General features: G+C 61.2%; 17 protein-coding genes. 10 read left to right on the top strand and 7 right to left on the bottom strand.

Annotated features, from left to right (window positions below):
• Positions 1 to 26 precede the first annotated feature (26 nt).
• Genes DFP86_RS10790 through DFP86_RS10780 form a run of 3 tightly spaced genes read left to right on the top strand, consistent with a single transcriptional unit; the run spans position 27 to position 4,405 of the window.
• Entirely contained in the window at positions 27 to 1,160 is a 1,134-nt protein-coding gene (locus DFP86_RS10790; RefSeq protein WP_166642230.1) for an efflux RND transporter periplasmic adaptor subunit, read from the top strand.
• The gene (locus DFP86_RS10785) at positions 1,153 to 3,078 is read left to right on the top strand and encodes a MacB family efflux pump subunit (protein ID WP_133681049.1); all 1,926 of its coding nucleotides are present in this window, start codon (positions 1,153 to 1,155) and stop codon (positions 3,076 to 3,078) included. Before DFP86_RS10790 ends, DFP86_RS10785 begins: the two co-directional genes overlap by 8 nt.
• Before the next feature lie 4 nt (positions 3,079 to 3,082).
• On the top strand, positions 3,083 to 4,405 hold the full coding sequence (locus DFP86_RS10780; protein ID WP_133681047.1) for a TolC family protein: 1,323 nt from the start codon (positions 3,083 to 3,085) through the stop codon (positions 4,403 to 4,405).
• 55 nt (positions 4,406 to 4,460) lie between these two features.
• Here DFP86_RS10780 and rpoS read toward each other — a convergent pair whose 3' ends face one another.
• The 5 genes from rpoS to nadA all read right to left on the bottom strand — a co-directional run bounded on the left by rpoS (position 4,461) and on the right by nadA (position 9,032).
• Positions 4,461 to 5,411, bottom strand: coding sequence for an RNA polymerase sigma factor RpoS (gene rpoS, locus DFP86_RS10775; protein ID WP_133681045.1), 951 nt, complete (start codon positions 5,409 to 5,411; stop codon positions 4,461 to 4,463).
• Between the two features lie 43 nt (positions 5,412 to 5,454).
• Positions 5,455 to 6,516: a peptidoglycan DD-metalloendopeptidase family protein gene (locus DFP86_RS10770; protein ID WP_424991628.1), complete on the bottom strand. Its 1,062-nt coding sequence runs from the start codon at positions 6,514 to 6,516 to the stop codon at positions 5,455 to 5,457.
• A 93-nt stretch (positions 6,517 to 6,609) separates the two neighbouring features.
• A complete protein-coding gene (locus DFP86_RS10765; protein ID WP_133681041.1) occupies positions 6,610 to 7,278 on the bottom strand; it encodes a protein-L-isoaspartate(D-aspartate) O-methyltransferase in 669 nt (222 codons plus the stop codon).
• Complete coding sequence (surE, locus tag DFP86_RS10760; RefSeq protein ID WP_133681040.1) at positions 7,263 to 8,006, bottom strand: 5'/3'-nucleotidase SurE; 744 nt, start codon at positions 8,004 to 8,006, stop codon at positions 7,263 to 7,265. The genes DFP86_RS10765 and surE overlap by 16 nt, the downstream gene beginning before the upstream one ends.
• Before the next feature lie 111 nt (positions 8,007 to 8,117).
• Entirely contained in the window at positions 8,118 to 9,032 is a 915-nt protein-coding gene (gene nadA / locus DFP86_RS10755; RefSeq protein WP_133681038.1) for a quinolinate synthase NadA, read from the bottom strand.
• Between the two features lie 217 nt (positions 9,033 to 9,249).
• On the opposite strand from nadA, the gene DFP86_RS10750 reads away from it, so the two are divergent.
• The 7 genes from DFP86_RS10750 (at position 9,250) to xerD (ending at position 15,398) form a co-directional block, all read left to right on the top strand.
• A complete protein-coding gene (locus tag DFP86_RS10750) occupies positions 9,250 to 11,928 on the top strand; it encodes a bifunctional acetate--CoA ligase family protein/GNAT family N-acetyltransferase (protein WP_133681036.1) in 2,679 nt (892 codons plus the stop codon).
• Between the two features lie 130 nt (positions 11,929 to 12,058).
• Positions 12,059 to 12,304: a 30S ribosomal protein S16 gene (gene rpsP, locus DFP86_RS10745; RefSeq protein WP_133681034.1), complete on the top strand. Its 246-nt coding sequence runs from the start codon at positions 12,059 to 12,061 to the stop codon at positions 12,302 to 12,304.
• A 35-nt stretch (positions 12,305 to 12,339) separates the two neighbouring features.
• Positions 12,340 to 12,846 (top strand): ribosome maturation factor RimM, encoded by a 507-nt coding sequence (gene rimM, locus DFP86_RS10740; RefSeq protein ID WP_133681032.1) that lies wholly within the window; start codon positions 12,340 to 12,342, stop codon positions 12,844 to 12,846.
• Entirely contained in the window at positions 12,846 to 13,613 is a 768-nt protein-coding gene (trmD, locus tag DFP86_RS10735; RefSeq protein WP_133681030.1) for a tRNA (guanosine(37)-N1)-methyltransferase TrmD, read from the top strand. Before rimM ends, trmD begins: the two co-directional genes overlap by 1 nt.
• A gap of 1 nt (position 13,614) precedes the next feature.
• Positions 13,615 to 13,983, top strand: a complete 369-nt coding sequence (rplS, locus tag DFP86_RS10730; RefSeq protein ID WP_133681028.1) for a 50S ribosomal protein L19 — start codon at positions 13,615 to 13,617, stop codon at positions 13,981 to 13,983.
• 76 nt (positions 13,984 to 14,059) lie between these two features.
• Entirely contained in the window at positions 14,060 to 14,527 is a 468-nt protein-coding gene (locus tag DFP86_RS10725) for a methylated-DNA--[protein]-cysteine S-methyltransferase (RefSeq protein WP_133681027.1), read from the top strand.
• Positions 14,511 to 15,398: a site-specific tyrosine recombinase XerD gene (gene xerD, locus DFP86_RS10720; protein WP_133681025.1), complete on the top strand. Its 888-nt coding sequence runs from the start codon at positions 14,511 to 14,513 to the stop codon at positions 15,396 to 15,398. The genes DFP86_RS10725 and xerD overlap by 17 nt, the downstream gene beginning before the upstream one ends.
• Positions 15,399 to 15,449: 51 nt before the next feature.
• Here the strand turns inward: xerD and clpA are convergent, their stop codons facing one another.
• Both clpA and clpS read right to left on the bottom strand, forming a co-directional pair.
• Positions 15,450 to 17,723, bottom strand: coding sequence for an ATP-dependent Clp protease ATP-binding subunit ClpA (clpA, locus tag DFP86_RS10715; protein ID WP_133681023.1), 2,274 nt, complete (start codon positions 17,721 to 17,723; stop codon positions 15,450 to 15,452).
• Positions 17,723 to 18,031: an ATP-dependent Clp protease adapter ClpS gene (gene clpS / locus DFP86_RS10710; RefSeq protein WP_133681021.1), complete on the bottom strand. Its 309-nt coding sequence runs from the start codon at positions 18,029 to 18,031 to the stop codon at positions 17,723 to 17,725. The genes clpA and clpS overlap by 1 nt, the downstream gene beginning before the upstream one ends.
• Between the last annotated feature and the right edge of the window lie 135 nt (positions 18,032 to 18,166).

The following is an 18,166-nucleotide window of genomic DNA, read 5'->3' as shown; positions in this document are numbered from 1 at the left end:
TGTTCATTAAAATTGTAAATTTTACCATGCGCAATTTGTGGGTCGGAAAACGCCGCTTGATCGTCTTTTTTCTTCTCGTCGCAGCGGTCGCGGTGGCCCTGTGGTACGGGCTGGAGCGTCGCTCGGAGCGCATGGCGCCGCCTCTGTTGACGGCAACGATCGTACGGCAGGATCTCGCCAGCTTCGTGTTGGCCAGCGGAGTGTTGCAGCCGGTGCTGACGGTGGCGGTGGGCGCACAGGTCAGCGGGCAGATCAAGCATATGCATGTGACACCCGGGCAGATGGTGCGGCGGGGGCAATTGCTGGCCGAAATCGATCCGAAACTGGCCATGGACAACTTGCTGATCGCCCAAGCGGACCTGGCGGCACTCGACGCCGAGGCGCGCGGTATGGCGGTGCGCTGGCGCCAGGCTGTACGCGAGGCTCTGCGGCAGCGTGCGCTACAAGATGGCGGCGTCTCTTCGCAGCGCGAGCGCGAGCAGGCGGATACCGAGCGTTCGCGGCTCGACGCGGATCTGGCCGGGCTGCGCGCCCGTATCCGGCGCGCGCGCCATGTGGTCGATCAGGAGCGCACTAAGCTTGCCTATACCCGTATCGTGGCGCCGATGGACGGTCAGGTGCTGTCGATCGATAACGGCGAGGGTCAAACCGTCAACGCGGTGCAGCAGGCGCCTACCATCCTCAAATTGGGCGATTTGTCGCGCATCAAGGTGCGTGCCCATGTCTCCGAAGCCGACATCATGCGAGTCAGGGTGGGGCAGAAGGCCTGGTTCTCGCTTTTGGGGTCGCCCGAGACGCGCTATGACGGCAAGGTGGAAGAGATTCTGCCGACGCCGGAAAAACTCAACAACGCCATGTTTTTCAGCGTGCAGTTCAGTGTGGCCAATCCAGAGCATCGATTACGTGGCGATATGACTGCCCAGGTGACCGTTGTGCTGGCCGAGGCGCGCCAGGTACTGGCCGTACCGTTGGTGGCATTGGATGTCGGCGACGAGCGTGGAACGTCGGTACGGTTGCTACTGCCGGATGGTACGACGGTCGAGCGGCAGGTGCGTATCGGACTCCGTGGTCGCACACATGCCCAGGTGCTGGCGGGCTTGGCCGAGGGCGACAAGGTGGTGCTGGCGGCGCCGGATCAGGAGGATAACGGGCATGGCTGAGCCATTGCTGGTGCTCGAGCGGGTATCGCGCCGCTTCGCGTCGGGCGAGGGGGGCGTGACGGTGCTCGACGACGTCAGCTTGGACATCCAGGCCGGCGAAATGGTGGCCATCGTCGGTGCTTCCGGTTCCGGCAAGTCGACGTTGATGAACCTGCTTGGCTGCCTGGATCGGCCGAGCGAAGGCTGCTACCGCGTGGATGGCATCGACGTTTCGACGCTGGACGCCGATGAGTTGGCCCGTCTGCGCCGCGAGCACTTCGGCTTTGTCTTTCAACGCTATCACTTGTTGCCGCATCTCGATGCTCTCGACAATGTCGCATTGCCCGCCGTGTACGCCGGGTACCGAGCGATCGAGCGGCGTGCGCGCGCAGCGGCCTTACTGCTGCGGCTCGGGCTCGCCGGGCACGCCGGCAAGCGGAGCAATCAACTCTCCGGCGGGCAGCAACAGCGAGTCAGCATCGCCCGGGCGCTGATGAACGGCGGCGCGGTGATCCTGGCCGACGAGCCGACCGGCGCGCTCGACCGTCATAGCGGGCAGGAGGTGCTGACCATTTTGCGCGAGCTGCACCAGGCCGGCCATACCGTGATCATCGTGACTCACGATCGTCAGGTGGCGGCCGCGGCGCAACGCATCGTCGAATTGGTCGACGGCCGCGTGTCGAGCGACAGCGGTGGTTCGGTTGTGCCGACGCCGGCATGCCACGCCGCGCGACCCGCCCATGCAGCCGCCGGCGGTTTGACCGAGGCGCTGAAGATGGCGCTGTTCGCCTTGTGGGCCAATCGACTGCGCTCGCTGCTGACTATGCTGGGCATCGTCATCGGCATTGCCGCAGTGGTGACCGTCGTCGCACTCGGTCAGGGCGCTCGTGACGCCGTGCTCGACGACATCCGCGGCATCGGCACCAATACGGTTTTCGTCTATCGCGGCCGCGATTGGGGCGACGATAAGGCCGGTTCTATCGAAACGTTACGCGCCTCCGATCTGTCTATCCTGGCGGCCGAACCCTATGTCGACAGCGTGACGCCGCTGAACGCGGTGACGATGCGGCTACGTTGGCGCCAGGCGGATGTGAACGCCGACGTGTACGGCGGCGGCGCGGGGGTGTTCCGCGCGCAGGGGCTGTCACTGGCCGAGGGTCGCGGTTTTCTGGCAGACGAAGTGCATCGGCAAGCACAGGTGGCGGTGTTGGATCCGAACCTGCGGCGCAGGCTGTTCGGCACGCGCCAAGATGTGTTGGGGCAGGTGGTGTTGATCGGTTCGATGCCGGCCACCGTGATCGGGGTGACTGCGCCAGAACACAGCCGTCCCCCCAAGGAGCTGACCGCCTGGGTGCCGTATACCACGGCAGCCAGCCGGCTGTCCGGTCACGCCCACTTTTCCATGTTGAGTGTACGCATTCGCGACGGCGTGTCGATGGCACTGGCGGAGCGCCAAATGACGCGGTTGTTGACGATTTTGCACGGCAGCAAGGATTTCTTCACCCACAGTATGGATGCCGTCTACCGTTCGACGAACCGGATCACCACCATGCTGTCGCTGTTGTTGTCGTTGGTCGCGGCGATTTCTTTGTTGGTCGGCGGTATCGGCGTGATGAACATCATGCTGGTGTCGGTGACCGAACGTACACGCGAGATCGGCATCCGCATGGCGATCGGGGCGCGTCAGCGCGATGTTCGGCGACAGTTTCTGATCGAGTCGGTACTGGTGTGCTTGGGCGGCGGCATGCTTGGCATTGTGGTGGCGTTGGTCGCCGGCACGTTGCTCTCGCTGGTGGTCGAGTTCTTCGCGCCGCGCTATTCCTGGTGGGCCTTCGCCCTGGCGTTGTTCTGTTCGATGGCGGTGGGAGTGTGTTTCGGACTATTGCCGGCTCGCAAAGCGGCCCGGTTAGATCCGGTCGAGGCTTTGGCGCGGGAGTGACGCAATGAAGAAGCGTTGGTTGGGGCTGGTGTGGCCCTTGTGTTTGTCCGCTTGCACCTCGATGCCGCCGCAGGCGGTACCGCTGTGCGCGTCGGCCGCGGCGGCCGAGCCCGAGCCATGGTGGCGTGGTTTCGACGATCCGGCCCTGCTGGGGCTGCTTGACGAGGCCAGGCGTTGCAATGTCCGCTTGGCGCAGTTGCGCCTGCAAGCCGACCGCTGGCGATTGCAACTCGACATGCCGGATTGGCACCCCAGTGGCGGTTTGGCCGTCGATGTCAGTCGCCCGCTGGATGGCGGTGCGGCACAGCGCAATCATGCCGTCGATCTGCGCGTGAAATATGAGCTCGACTTGTGGGGGCGGGTTGCACGAGGAAAGGAGGCGGAAGCGTGGCTGGCGCGCGCCGGCGAGCTGGACTGGCGTGCTTTGCGCCTGTCGACCAGTGCCGAGGTGGCCATCCGCTATTGGCAATGGTCGGCCCTGTGGCGGGAGGCGCTGCTTGCCGAGCAAGCGGTGATGTTGCAGATATCGCTACTGCGGCTGCATGAGCAGGCTCAGGCGCAGGGCGCGCTAGCCGACCGCGAGGTGCGTCGGACACGTTTGGCGTTGAACGATGCTTATGAATGGTTGTCGACGCTGACGCGCGAGCGCGACTGGGCTGCGAACCGTCTGGCCGAGCTATTGGAACGCGATACGATCGACGATCTGCCCTGGCCGGTGGCTTTGCCGGAGCGCGTGCCCGAGTTGGCGTCCGAGCTGGCCGCCGAGGGCCTGATGCGCCGCCCCGACATTGCGGCCGCCGCCGCCAGGGTGGCGCGCTTGTTGGCGCTTTACGATCAAGCACGGCTGAACCCGCTGCCGCGCATTGGGCTATCTGGCCGCCTTGGGGCGGCCAATAGCATGCTGACCGAACTATGGGGTGGGACGCTGGCTGTGGGGGCGATTGGTTTGGAGCTACCGTTTCTCGATTGGCGGCGCTTAGGCGTTGCGCGCGAGCAGGCACGGCTCGAGTGGGAAGCCGAGACACTGGCGTACCGGCATACGGTCAAGCAGGCGTTGCGCGAGACCGACGATGCGTTGCGCAGGCACCGACAGGCGCGAGAAGACTTGCGACGCACGGATGACAGCCTAGACTTGGCGCGTCGTTCCGAACACGATGCGCAGCTGGCATACGCCACCGGCGTGAGTGGACGCGAGCCCTGGCTACAGGCGCAGATCGCGCGACTGCAACTTGAAACGGCCAGGGTGCGACAGCTTCAGGCTCGTGCCTCCAGCTTGGTTTTGTTGTACAAGGCGCTGGGCGGGGTGCCGGTCGATGAGGCGGGTTGACTCGGTGGCGTTGCAAGACAAAGGCCGGAAACGTTTTCCGGCCTTTAGCGGGATGTCAGAGCAGGAAGTCTTTGGAGATTCCCTTACGCCGCAGGATGCGGCGCAGTTGCTCCAGTCCTTCGATCTGAATTTGCCTGACGCGCTCGCGTGTCAGATTCAGCGCGGCAGCCAATTCTTCCAGCGTGCAGATTTCATGGCCGTTTAGACCGTAGCGGCGTTCGATCACCATGCGCTGCTTGTCGTTGAGTTGGGCCATCCAGTCCTGTACGAAGCGCTCGAGCTGGGTGTTGTGCAGCTGCATTTCCGGCTCGTCATGCTGCTCGTCGGGGATCGACTCGCCGATCGACAGCATCGGATCGATGTCCAGCGGAGCGTCGAGGGAGGCCATGCGTTCGTTGAGGTTCATGACCCGACGTACTTCGCTGACGGGGCGATCCACCAGATGGGCGATTTCCTCCAACGTCGGCTCGCGTCCGATCTGGCTTTCCAGGTGGCGTGCGGCGCGCAGGTAGACGTTGAGTTCTTTGATGACGTGCACCGGCAGGCGGATAGTGCGCGACTGGTTCATGATGGCGCGTTCGATGCTTTGGCGAATCCACCAGGTGGCATAGGTGGAGAAGCGGAAGCCTCGCTCCGGATCGAATTTTTCCAGCGCGTGCATCAGGCCGATGTTGCCTTCCTCGATCAGGTCGAGCAGGGCCAGGCCACGGTTGATGTAATGCTTGGCGATGTTCACAACCAGACGCAGGTTGTGTTCGACCATTTTTTGCCTGGCTTCGAATTCGCCTTGTACGACGCGGCGAGCCAGCTCCAGCTCTTCCTTGGGGGTGAGGAGGGCGTTGTTGCCGATGTCGTTCAGGTAGATCTGGGTGACATCGGCGGTTTCGTCATGGGCAAGGGGCGCTTCCGATCCTTCTTCGCTTTCGGCCTGCTCTGCAACTGTCTCTTCGGCGCCCGCATCTTCTACTGTTTCCTCGTCTTCGAGGATATCGAGTTCATTGTTCATGCTTCCCCCGCCTAAGTTTTACCCGGGCCGGGGAATTCCCCGATCAGGGCTTGCTGTTCAGGTACTGCATCGGATCCACAGGCTTGCCGAATTTACGGATTTCGAAATGCAGCTTGACCTGATCCGCATCCGTATTCCCCATTTCGGCAATTTTTTGTCCTTTCTTTACGGTCTGACCCTCCTTGACCAACAGCTGGCTGTTATGGGCATACGCCGATAGAAATGTCTTGTTGTGTTTGATGATGATCAGTTTGCCGTAGCCTCTCAGCCCGTTGCCGCTGTACACCACCTTTCCGTCTGCGGCGGCCTGCACCGGTTGTCCCATTCGGCCGCCGATGTCGACGCCTTTGTTGCTGTCGGAGAATCCGCGCAGTGTCTTGCCATTGACCGGCCACATCCAGGCGACGGCATCTTCGCCGGCGGCGCTCGGGGCCGAACTTTCCTTGGGCGGTGCCGTGACGGTGACCGGCGCCGAAGCGACGGTTGTCGGAGCACTGGCTGTCGGCTTGACGGTAACCGGTGTTGCCGGGCGGTTGTCGCCTTCACTTTCTGCCCTTATGGCATGAACTGCTGCATCAGAGTATGCCAATTTCAGGGCTTTAGGATATGCCTTGATCGCCGGTTGCCCGGCAGATCTGTTAATTTGTGTTGCTGCCGGGCTGGCCGTTGTTACAGCGGATGGCTGGTCGCCCGAAGGCGGTGTCAACCGCAGTACCTGGCCGACCTTGATGCTAAAGTCAGGCAGGTTGTTCCAGGTGGCAACCTGTTGATATTTCAGCCCATGTGCCAGCGAAATGCGGAACAGATTCTCGCCTGGCGCGACGACGTGTGTCTTGCCGTCATCGGCGCTTACGGCAACCGGCTTAGCCGCCGCCGTGGTGGCGCCGATCGGCGCGTCCGCCTTATATGGCGCGGTTTGCGCGCCAGTGCCTGTCGAGAGGCTCGCGGGGGCGCTCTCGGTGGTGGTGCGCGTAGTGCTCGGCCGCGCTGACGTACTGCCCGACTCGACCGGCGCGGGTTGCTGAACGAAACTGCTGCAGCCGCAAAGTCCCAACACGACCAGCGTGGCGGTCAGGCGAGTACGGCGAGATGGCAAGATCATCATTCGGATTTTTTATATGCTAACGGAGATAAATTGTAAATTGTCCAACAATACGTATGTGGTATTTATGCTGTTGCCACGACATACTGACGGCATTTAATCGCGTCCAGGTAACAAGGGCACGAACTTGACCGCATCCAGTTTGGTTCTTTGCAGGCCTTGGCGTGTTTTCTCGATGTGCCACAGATACTGCTCCGTGTCGCCCATCGGCATGATCAGCCTGCCTCCTTCCGCCAGTTGCCCGAGCAGCGCCTCGGGCACCGCTTTGGCCGCGGCGGCCATGATAATGCCGTCGAAAGGCGCCGCCTCGGGCAGCCCGAAGTGGCCGTCTCCATGAACCAGGCGTGCGTGAACCAGCTTGGCGGTACGCAAATGCTTTCTTGCTTTGTCGAGTAATGTGCCGATACGTTCAATCGAATAGACTGTCGCACCCATTTTGAGTAGTACAGCCGTCTGGTAGCCGCAGCCAGTGCCAATTTCCAATACTTTACCGATCGGCCGGTCGGCGAATAGCAATTCCGTCATGCGTGCCACGGTCAGCGGTTGGGATATGGTCTGTCCCATGCCGATCGGCAGGGCGACATCGTCATACGCGCGGGTGGCTAGCGCCTGATCGACGAACAGGTGGCGTTGGACCTCGTACATCGCGGCCAAGACACGCTCGTCGCGGATGCCGGCTTGCCGTAACCGGTCGATCATGCGCATGCGGGTCCGGTCGGACAGCATGCCGTAGTCCTGGCGCGACGATGTCAACTGCAGAGCCATGTTTTGATCCCATCTTGTTGGTCGTAGGCCGTCAGATCGATCATCAGCGGGGTGACCGAAATGCGGTTGTTGGCGATGGCGTGAAAGTCGGTGCCCGCGCCGGCGTCTTGTACGCTGCCGGGTGGGCCGACCCAGTATACGGTTTCTCCGCGCGGCGTGACGGTCTTGATCACCGATTCGGCCATGTGCCGCCGCCCGAGCCGGGTCACGCTGATCCCCTCGATCTTATCGACCGGAATGTCCGGGACATTAACGTTGAGCAGCACCGGTAGGTTAAATGGCTTCTGTAGGCAGCGCTCGACCAGTTTCTCCACGGCATGACAGGCTGTCGGCAAATTGTCGGCGGCGTTGCTCGCCAGCGAGAAGGCCAGGGCGGGGATGCCAAGCAGGAATGCCTCGGTGGCGGCGGCCACGGTGCCGGAGTACAAGGTGTCGTCACCCATGTTCGGCCCGTGGTTGATGCCGGAAATCACCATATCCGGACGGAAGTCGAGCAGGCCGGTGACCGCCAGGTGGACACAGTCGGTTGGCGTGCCGTTGACGAAGAAAAAGCCGTTGGGCGCCTTGCGTACCGACAGCGGACGGTCGAGCGTCAACGAATTGCTGGCGCCGGAGCGGTTGCGTTCCGGCGCGACCACGACGACGTCGCCGAAGCGAGCCAAGGTTGCCGCCAAGGCGTTGATGCCGGGCGCCAGATAGCCATCGTCGTTGCTGATCAGAAACTTCATGCCATTTTTTCCTTGGGATCCCCGGTGATTGTATCGCTCGGCGGGACGGGAAGAAAACTGTCGGGCGCCGCCGAGCGATGAAAAAACCCGCCATGCGGCGGGTTCGGTGCATCAGGCCAGGTACCGCTGGCTGAAGGCCAGCATACGTTCGATCGGCACGCGGGCGGCGGCCATCTGCTCGGTGGTCAGGTAGTCGATTTCCAGACCGATGCCGTCCTGAGCGCGTTTGACCGCCTCGACATTGTTGAGCTTCATGTACGGACAGGAGTTGCATTGGCAGCCGGCATAGATCGGCGCCTGGCGCAAATCGAGATCCGGCCGTGCCATACGCATGTTGTACAGGATGCCGTCCTCGGTGGCGACGAAGATCACATCCTTGGTCTCGCCCTGATAGCCCTTCACCCAGTTGAGCATGCCGGAGGTCGAGCCGACGTATTCGGCGCGTTGCAGCACGGGCAGGGGGCTTTCCGGATGGGCGATCAGATGGGCGGCATCGACCGCGCCAATGGCCTCGTTAAGCGCGGTCTCGTTGAACTTGTCGTGCACTTCGCACACGGCCGACCAGAGCGGCATGTCGTAGCCGTACTGGAAGTTCAAGTAGGCGCCCATGTTGCGGTCGGGGGAGAAGATGACCTTCTTGCCCTGGCTGTACAGCTCCGCGATGACGTCGTCGACGTTGCGGCTGGTGACGATCCAGTCGGACAACGCCTTATGCTCGGCGCTGGAGTTGATGTACGACACATGGACGTGATCCGGGTAGCTGTTGCGCCACTTCGCCAGTTGCGTCACGTCGGTCTGGGTGACCAGCGAGCAGGTGGAATCGGCGTCGGGCAGGATCACCCGGGCTTTCGGGTTGAGGATCTTGGCGGTCTCGGCCATGAAGCGTACACCGGCGAACACGATGATGTCGGCTTCGGCTTCCTGGGCATAAAGCGAAAGCTCCAGGCTGTCGCCGACTTTGTCGGCCATTTGCTGGACTTCCGGCTGGGTGTAGTAGTGGGCAAGCGTGACGACGCGTTTCGTCATGATACTTTCATCTCTTCCTGACAACTTGGGCAGGTTCTGGCCAATAGCGTAGGTTATCAATTATGCGTCCGGATTGCTACAGAGCCTGCTTGCAATCTTTTCTGCGGCTGCAACAGTCAATACTGAATCAGCGGCAGATGATATTCTTGTGGAATGTCCCTGCCTTCTGCATAAGCAGGCCCGGCAACGGTTTGAACGCGACTTTGGGCGACTGCCGATGAAACCGCATTATCTGACATCCCTGTTCTCTCCGCGCAACGTGGCCGTGGTGGGGGCCAGCGACACACCTGGCTCGATCGGGCAGGCCGTGTTCGCCAATCTGTTGGCCGGCAATTTCCAGGGCAAGCTCTTTCCCGTTAATCTGAATCACAAAGTGGTGGGCGGCGTTCAAGCCAGCCAGTCGGTGCGCCAGATCGATGCGCCGTTGGATCTGGCCGTGGTGACCACTGCGCTGCGAACGTTGCCGGCCATCATGCGCGATTGCGGCAAGAAGGGCGTCAAGGCGGTGCTGTTGGCCAAAGAGTTCTCCGACGCCGAGCAGCTCGAGCGCGAGATACTGCACGAGGCGGTCGGCATCGCGCGCCACTACGGCATTCGGGTTCTGGGGCCCAACGTGCTGGGGTTGATGCGGCCGGTAGCCGGCTTCAACGCCAGCAACTACATGAGCAAGGTGCGGCCGGGCAACCTGGCGCTGGTGTCGCAATCGAGCGCGCTATGCACAGCGATGCTCGATTGGGCCGATAGCAAGGGCATCGGCTTTTCCAGTGTGGTGTCGGTCGGCGACGCGGTCGACGTCGAATTCGGCGAAATTCTGGATTACCTGGTCGCCGACAACTTCACCCAAGGCATTTTGTTGCACGTGCACCACATCCATGATGCGCGACGCTTCATGAGCGCGCTGCGAGCGGCCGCGCGCACGAAGCCCGTGGTGGTGATCAAGTCCGGTCGGTACGAGAACGACGTGATCGGGCTGACGCATTCCAGCAACCTGGTCGGTAGCGCCGACGTGTTCGACGCCGCGCTGTCGCGCGCCGGGGTACTGCGTGTGGACACCATCGCCCAACTGTTCACCGCCGCCAAGGTGCTGGCCGCCAACTTCCGCGTGCAGGGCAACCGGCTGGCCATCGTTACCAACGGCATCGGTCCTGGGGTTCTGGCCGCCGATAGCGTCGCCAGTTACGGTGTCGAATTGGCGCAGTTGACGCCGCAGACCATGTCGCTGCTCAACCAGGTGCTGCCGCGCAACTGGTCGGGCGGCAATCCGCTCGACATTATCGGCGACGCGAGCCCAATGCGTTTTCGCACCGCGGTCAAGGCTTGCCTTGACGACGACCATGTCGATGGTGTGCTGGTGATCTTCACGCCGCAGGCCGGCACCGATCAACTGACCACCGCGCAATTGATGATCGGGCTACAGCGCGAAGCGACCAAGCCGATTTTCCTCTCGTGGTTGGGCGAGGCTAAGGTGGCCGAGAGCCGCGAATTGTTCAGCAAGGCCAAGTGCGCACATTTCCGCGCACCGGAATACGCCATCGAGGTGTTCCGCAATCTCGCCAACTACCATCAGAACCAGAAGTTGTTGCTGCAGACGCCGGGGCCGCTGGAAGGGCGGCGCGACGCGCCCGACGTGTCGACCGCTCGCGCGGTGATCAATCTCGCGCTGGCCGATGGTCGCGCCGTGCTATCCGAATACGAATCGAAGCAGGTGCTGGCGGCCTTCCATGTGCCAGTCAATCAGATTCTGCTTGCCCGCACCGAGGACGAGGCCGTGGCCTGTGCCGCCAAGATCGGCTATCCGGTGGTCTTGAAGATCGATTCGCCGGATATCTTCTATAAGTCGGACGTCGGCGGGGTGGAACTGAATATCACCAACGAGGCAACGCTGCGCACCGCCTTTGCCGGTATCCTCGAACGCACACGAACTTCGCGTCCGGATGCCCGCATCGACGGGATTTCGGTGCAACCGATGCGCCGCCGCCGCTTTGCCCGCGAAACCATGGTCGGCGTGATGCACGATGTGCAGTTCGGGCCGGTCATTACCTTCGGTGCGGGCGGTATTGCCGTCGAGGTGATGAACGATCGGGCGCTGGCGCTGCCGCCGCTCAACGATTATCTGGTCAACCGCATGATCGACCGGACGCGCATCGGCAAGCTGTTGGGTGCGTTCAAGAATATGCCCCCGGTGGATCGAGATCAGTTGGCGCAGGTGTTGTTGCGTGTGTCCGAGTTGGTGTGCGAATTGCCGCAGGTGCGAGAGTTGGATATCAACCCGCTGGTCGCCGACGATCTGGGCGTCATTGCGCTGGATGCGCGCATTGTGGTGGCGGCGGTTCGGGAGGATCGCAAGCGGTATAGCCACATGGCGATCATGCCTTATCCGACCCGCCAGATTCGACAGGCGCAATTGCCGGACGGCACGCCGGTGATCATCCGCCCGGTCCGTCCGGAAGACGCGGACATGCAACAGGCCTTTGTACGCAACCTGTCGGAGGAAAGCCGCTACAACCGCTATATGTCGAGTATCAAGCAGTTGTCGCAAACCATGCTGGTTCGCTTCACCCAGCTCGACTACGACCGCGAGATGGCGCTCGCGGTGGTGCGCGACGACGGTACCGGCGCCGAGGAGCAATTGGCGGTGGCGCGCTTCATTACCGATCCGGACAACGAGGGCTGCGAGTTTGCGTTGGAGGTGGCCGATCACTGGCAGGGGCACGGTATCGGCGCGATGCTGATGGATGCCCTGTTCGCGGCGGCGCGCGAACAGGGGCTGAAGATGATGCGCGGCGAGGTGTTGGCCAGTAATAAAGGCATGCTCAAGCTGATGCGGAAGCTTGGCTTTACCGTCGAGTCGCACCCCGAGGATTCGTCGCTGAACAATGTGACGCGGATGCTATGAATGGACCTGTGTCGGCCGGTTTTTGCCCCTGTTCGCAGGCTTGACGGAATAAGCGCTTGCCAGATAAGGGAAAACTGACCTAGAATCATGGGCTTTTCTATAGATCCGTTTTCATTAAGGACAATCGACAATGGTAGTCATTCGTTTGGCTCGCGGCGGCTCCAAGAACCGTCCGTTCTACAATATCGTGGTGACCGATTCCCGTAATCGCCGTGATGGTCGCTTCATCGAGCGCCTGGGGTTCTACAACCCGGTTGCCAACGATAAGCAAGAACGCGTTCGTTTCACCATGGACCGCGTTAACTACTGGATCGGCGTTGGTGCGCAAGTTTCCGATTGCGTGACTCGTCTGCTGAAGGAACAGGCAGCAGCCTGATCGATCTTCTGGTCCCGAATACGGAAGCAGGGCGCATGCGCGACAACGATCTGGTCATCATGGGTTTTGTGCGCGGCGCCTTCGGCGTTCGTGGCGCCGTCAAGGTGCATGCCGATACCGAATTCGTCGATAGCCTGTTCGACTACCCAGTGTGGTGGTTGGGCAGGGACGGCGACTGGAAACCCTACAAGTTCGTCGATGGGCAGGTTCAGCCCAAGGCGTTGGTTGCGCAGTTGGAGGGCGTTGCGGATCGCGATGTGGCCGAGGCCATGCGCGGGATGCAAATCGCCGTACCGCGCGGGGAGCTTCCCGAAGCCGGGGAAGATGAGTATTACTGGAGCGACCTGATCGGTCTCCGAGTCGAGAACCTTCAGGGCGAGCAGTTCGGCAGTGTGACAGAACTGATGGAAACCGGCGCCAACGACGTGCTGGTGGTGGATGACGGCCCAACGCGCCGTCTGATTCCATTTGTGGACGCGGTTGTCACCAGCGTCGAGCTCGATGCCGGTCGCATCGTGGTCGACTGGGGTGCCGATTACTGATGCAGATCGATGCCGTCACGCTGTTTCCCGAGATGTTCGACGCCATTTGCGCGAGCGGGATCACTAGCCGCGCACTGCAGCAGGACATCTGGGGGTTTCACGCCTGGAATCCGCGTGATTTCACCGAGGACAATTACCGGCGCGTGGACGACCGTCCCTACGGGGGCGGCCCGGGCATGGTGATGTTGCCCGAACCGTTGGAAAAGGCGATTTTGGCCGCCCGCTCTCGCCAGCAGTCGCTGGGTGTTGGCAGCCATGTGGTGTATCTGTCGCCGCAGGGGCGTAGGCTCGATCACGATAAGGTGATCGAAATGGCCGCGCGTCCCGGTTTGATTTTGTTGTGCGGTCGTTATGAGGGTATCGACGAGCGGTTGATCCAGCGCCAAGTCGACGAGGAGATTTCCATCGGCGACTACGTGCTGTCTGGCGGGGAGTTGCCCGCGATGGTGCTGATCGATTCGCTAGTGCGTCAGTTGCCCGGTGCGCTTAACGATGCAATGTCGGCGGACGAGGATTCCTTTGCCACCGGCTTGCTGGATTGCCCGCACTACACCCGACCTGAAGATTACCAGGGCATGCGGGTGCCGGACGTCTTGATGTCTGGCAATCATGCCCTGATCGCCGCCTGGCGGCTAAAGCAGGCGCTTGGCAGAACGTGGCTGCGTCGCCCCGATCTGTTGGCTGCCCGCAAGTTGTCAAAACAGGAGTCTCGGCTGCTGGCTGAGTATCAGCAGGAACAAGCCTCCGCAAAAAATCAGGAGTTGTAACATGGATCTGATCCAAATTCTGGAACAAGAAGAAATCGCCCGCCTGGGCAAAACCATTCCGTCCTTTGCGCCGGGCGACACCGTTGTCGTTCAAGTAAAGGTAAAGGAAGGTAACCGTGAGCGTCTGCAGGCTTACGAAGGCGTGGTTATCGCCAAGAAGAACCGCGGTCTGAACAGCTCGTTCATCGTGCGTAAGATCTCCGCGGGCGAAGGCGTTGAGCGTACCTTCCAAACCTACTCCCCGCTGGTGGCTTCTGTCGAAGTGAAGCGCCGCGGCGATGTACGTCGCGCCAAGCTGTACTTCCTGCGCGGCCGTACCGGCAAGTCCGCACGTATCAAGGAAAAGCTGTCGTTCAAGAAAGAAGCTTGATCGCTTGCTTTTTCGCTATGATGAAGCGCAAGGCTATGCCTTGCGCTTTTTTTCTGTCCGAAATCGGGAGGACCCCATGCAACAGCCTGTCGTGATCACCGCGCCGTTCGGTTGCCTGGCCATCGGCACCGCAGGCGGCGTGTTGGAGAGTATCCGCTTCCTGCCGGGCGATTCACCGCTTTCGGCGCCCGCGCCGGGGAGTTTCGCGGCCGAGGTGGTGCATCAGCTTGACGCCTGGTTTATCGATCCCGAGTTCGAGTTTTCGTTGCCGCTACGCATGAACGGCAGCGAGTTTCAGCGTCGAGTCTGGCAACGGATTGCTTGCATCCCCTGTGGGCAGACCGAGACATATGGGGATCTGGCGCGTGATTTGGGCAGCGTCGCGCGCGCGGTCGGCGGAGCTTGCGGTCGGAACCCCCTGCCGATCATCGTGCCTTGCCACCGCGTGGTGGCTACATCGGGGCTGGGTGGTTTCAATCAGTCGACCGGTCGCCAAACGGTCGGTATCAAGGAGTGGCTACTCGCGCATGAACGACGTGTCTGATGTCATCGACCCGTTTCTCGATCACCTTTGGCTCTCCGATGGCCTATCGCGCAATACGCTGGCCGCCTATCGACGCGATCTGGCCAAGCTAGCCGAGCGGCTTGCCCAAGTGGGCGGCACGCTGACACAGGCCGATGGTGCGATGCTGGCATCGGCGCTGTTGTTGTGCGCGGATCGCGAAAAGCCGGCAACGCGCGCGCGCTTGCTGAGTGCCGCCAAGCGTTTCTATCAATATCAATTGCAGCAAGGCCTGCGTCAGGACGATCCGGCGGCACGACTCGGCACACCCAAGCTCGGGCTGCGTCTTCCCAAGGCTTTGTCCGAATCGCATGTCGAGACATTACTGGCGGCGCCGGATATCGGCACCTTGCAGGGGATGCGCGACCGTTGCTTGCTCGAGGTGTTGTATGCCACCGGTTTGCGTGTATCCGAATTGGTCGGGCTGACACTACAGCAGATCGATCTGGTGAGCGGGGTGCTCAAGACGGTGGGGAAGGGCAATAAGGAGCGCTTGGTGCCGCTAGGCGAAATCGCGGTCGATTGGCTGCAACGCTACTTGAGCAATGCCCGGCCGCATCTATTGGCCGGCGTCCAGAACGATGCCGTGTTCATTACCCGCCTCAAGGGGCCGATGACGCGCCAGATGGCCTGGTATCTGATCGCGCGCTATGCCGAGCGACAGGGACTGCCTAAGCTTAGTCCGCACACGCTGCGCCATGCCTTCGCCACGCATCTGGTCAACCACGGCGCCGATCTGCGCGTGGTGCAGTTGCTGTTGGGGCACGCCGATATTTCCACCACCCAGATCTATACTCATGTGGCGCGCGAACGGTTGAAGCAATTGCACGCCCAGCATCACCCGCGCGGCTGAGCAAAAAAAACCGGCAGGCTCGCCTGCCGGTTCGTTGGAGTCGTGCCGCGATTACAGCGCTTCGGCCAATTTCTCTTCTGCAAAGCGCAGATCCACCTTGCCGTCCGCATCGACCGTGACGGTGACCTCGCCGCCGTCGGCCAGGCGGCCGAACAGCAGTTCGTCGGCCAGCGCTTTGCGGATGGTGTCCTGAATCAAACGCGCCATCGGGCGGGCACCCATCTGCGGGTCGAAGCCATGCTTGGCCAGATGGCTGCGCAGCTCGTCGGTGAAGTGGATATCGACGTGTTTGTCGGCCAACTGGTGCTCGAGCTGCATCAGGAACTTGTCCACCACTTGCAGGATGATCTGTTCGTCCAAGGTCGAGAACGAGATGATGGCATCCAGCCGGTTGCGGAACTCTGGGCTGAACAAGCGCTTGATATCGGCCATTTCGTCGCCCAGCGCGCGTTCGTTGGTAAAGCCCATGCTCGGCTTGGACAGCGACTCGGCGCCGGCATTGGTTGTCATGATCAGGATCACGTTGCGGAAATCCGCCTTGCGGCCGTTGTTGTCGGTCAGCGTGCCATGATCCATCACCTGCAGCAGCACATTGTAGATATCCGGGTGCGCTTTCTCGATTTCATCGAGCAGTAGCACCGAGTAGGGGTGCTTGGTGATGGATTCGGTCAACTGGCCGCCCTGTTCGAAGCCGACATATCCCGGCGGCGCGCCGATCAAGCGCGAAACCGCATGACGTTCCATGTATTCCGACATGTCGAAACGCACCAGTTCGACGCCGAGCGCGTATGCCAGCTGACGTGCCACCTCGGTCTTGCCCACCCCGGTCGGGCCGGAGAACAGGAAGGAGCCGATCGGCTTCTGGGGGTTGCCCAGGCCCGAGCGCGACATCTTGATCGCTGTGGACAGCGCGTCGATGGCCTTATCCTGGCCAAACACCACGTTCTTCAGGTCGCGATCCAGATTGCGCAGCACGTTCTTGTCGCTGCTGGAGACGGTCTTGGCCGGAATGCGTGCGATCTTGGCGACGATTTCCTCGATTTCCGATTTGTTGATGACCTTCTTCTGGCGCGACTTGGGCAGGATCTTCTGCGCGGCACCCGCCTCGTCGATCACGTCGATTGCCTTGTCGGGCAGGTGACGGTCGTTGATGTAGCGTGCCGACAGTTCGGCAGCCGTGGCCAGCGCGCCGGCGGTGTAACGTACCCCATGGTGCGATTCGAAGCGCGACTTCAGCCCCTTGAGGATCTCCACCGTCTGTTCCACGGTAGGCTCGACGATGTCGATCTTCTGGAAGCGGCGCGATAACGCGTTGTCTTTTTCGAAGATGCCGCGGAACTCGTTGTAGGTGGTGGCTCCGATACAGCGCAGATTGCCGTTCGACAGCGCCGGTTTGAGCAGGTTGGAGGCATCCAGCGTACCGCCGGAGGCCGCGCCCGCACCAATCAGCGTATGGATTTCGTCGATGAACAGAATGGCGTGCGGATCGTCTGTCAGTTGTTTGATCACCGCCTTGAGGCGTTGCTCGAAATCGCCGCGATACTTGGTGCCGGCCAGTAACGCCCCCATGTCGAGCGCGTAGACCGTGGCGCCAGCCAAGACCTCGGGCACCTCTTTGTTGACGATGCGCCGTGCCAGGCCCTCGGCGATGGCCGTCTTGCCCACACCGGCCTCGCCGACCAGGAGCGGGTTGTTCTTGCGGCGGCGACACAGGGTTTGCACTGTGCGCTCCAGTTCGTGCTCGCGGCCGATCAGCGGGTCGATCTTGCCGTCCCGCGCCAGCGCGTTGAGATTGAGCGTGTAGTTCTCCAGTGCGCCACCGCTAGGCGCGGCTTGCTCCTCGCCATCGCTCTCGTTGCCCTCGCGCGACTCGGACGGCTGTTGCGGCGAACGTTGCTTGGTGATGCCGTGCGAAATGAAATTCACCACATCCAGGCGCGAAATGCCCTGTTGATGCAGGTAATACACGGCATGCGAGTCCTTTTCCCCAAAGATGGCGACCAGGATGTTGGCTCCGGTGACCTCTTTCTTACCCGAGGACTGCACGTGCAGGATGGCGCGCTGGATCACGCGCTGGAATCCCAGCGTGGGCTGGGTCTCCACCTCGGCCTCACCGGGGACGGTGGGGGTGTGTTCATCAATGAAATCCGTCAGCTGTTTCTTGAGTTGGTCCAGATTGGCGCCACACGCCCGCAGCACATCGGCGGCAGACGGGTTGTCAATCATGGCCAGCAGCAGGTGTTCGACGCTGATGAATTCGTGCCGCTTGCGTCTGGCATCCATAAACGCCATGTGCAGGCTCACTTCAAGCTCTTGGGCAATCATCAGTTTTCCTCCATCACGCATTGGAGCGGATGCTGATGCACTTTCGAAAAGTGCAACACCTGCTCAACCTTTGTTGCAGCCACATCTTTGGTATAAATGCCACACACGCCATGGCCTTGCGTATGTACCTGAAGCATGATTATGGTTGCCTGCTCGCGATCCTTGTGAAAGAAACGCTGCAGGATCTGTACGACAAAATCCATCGGCGTGTAATCGTCATTCAATAACAACACCTTATACATGGGTGGCGGGGGTGTGCTCACTGTTGATGCCTGGTTCTCGGCATCTTCCTTGTACTGCGTAGACATGTCGGCTTTCGGCAAAATCGCTGCTTACTACAATTTTGGTTCCAGTCGGAAATTTTTCAAGTGCATTCAATTCGATTACTTATGACTTGACGCTGTGGCAATGGTTGCGTAGAAATGCACATCAGGTGCTTGGCT

Origin of the sequence: Paludibacterium purpuratum, from assembly GCF_004363805.1 — a bacterium.
GTDB lineage: Bacteria > Pseudomonadota > Gammaproteobacteria > Burkholderiales > Chromobacteriaceae > Paludibacterium > Paludibacterium purpuratum.
Note: the sequence above shows the minus strand (reverse complement) of the source record. Positions and strands in the feature narration are given on the sequence as shown.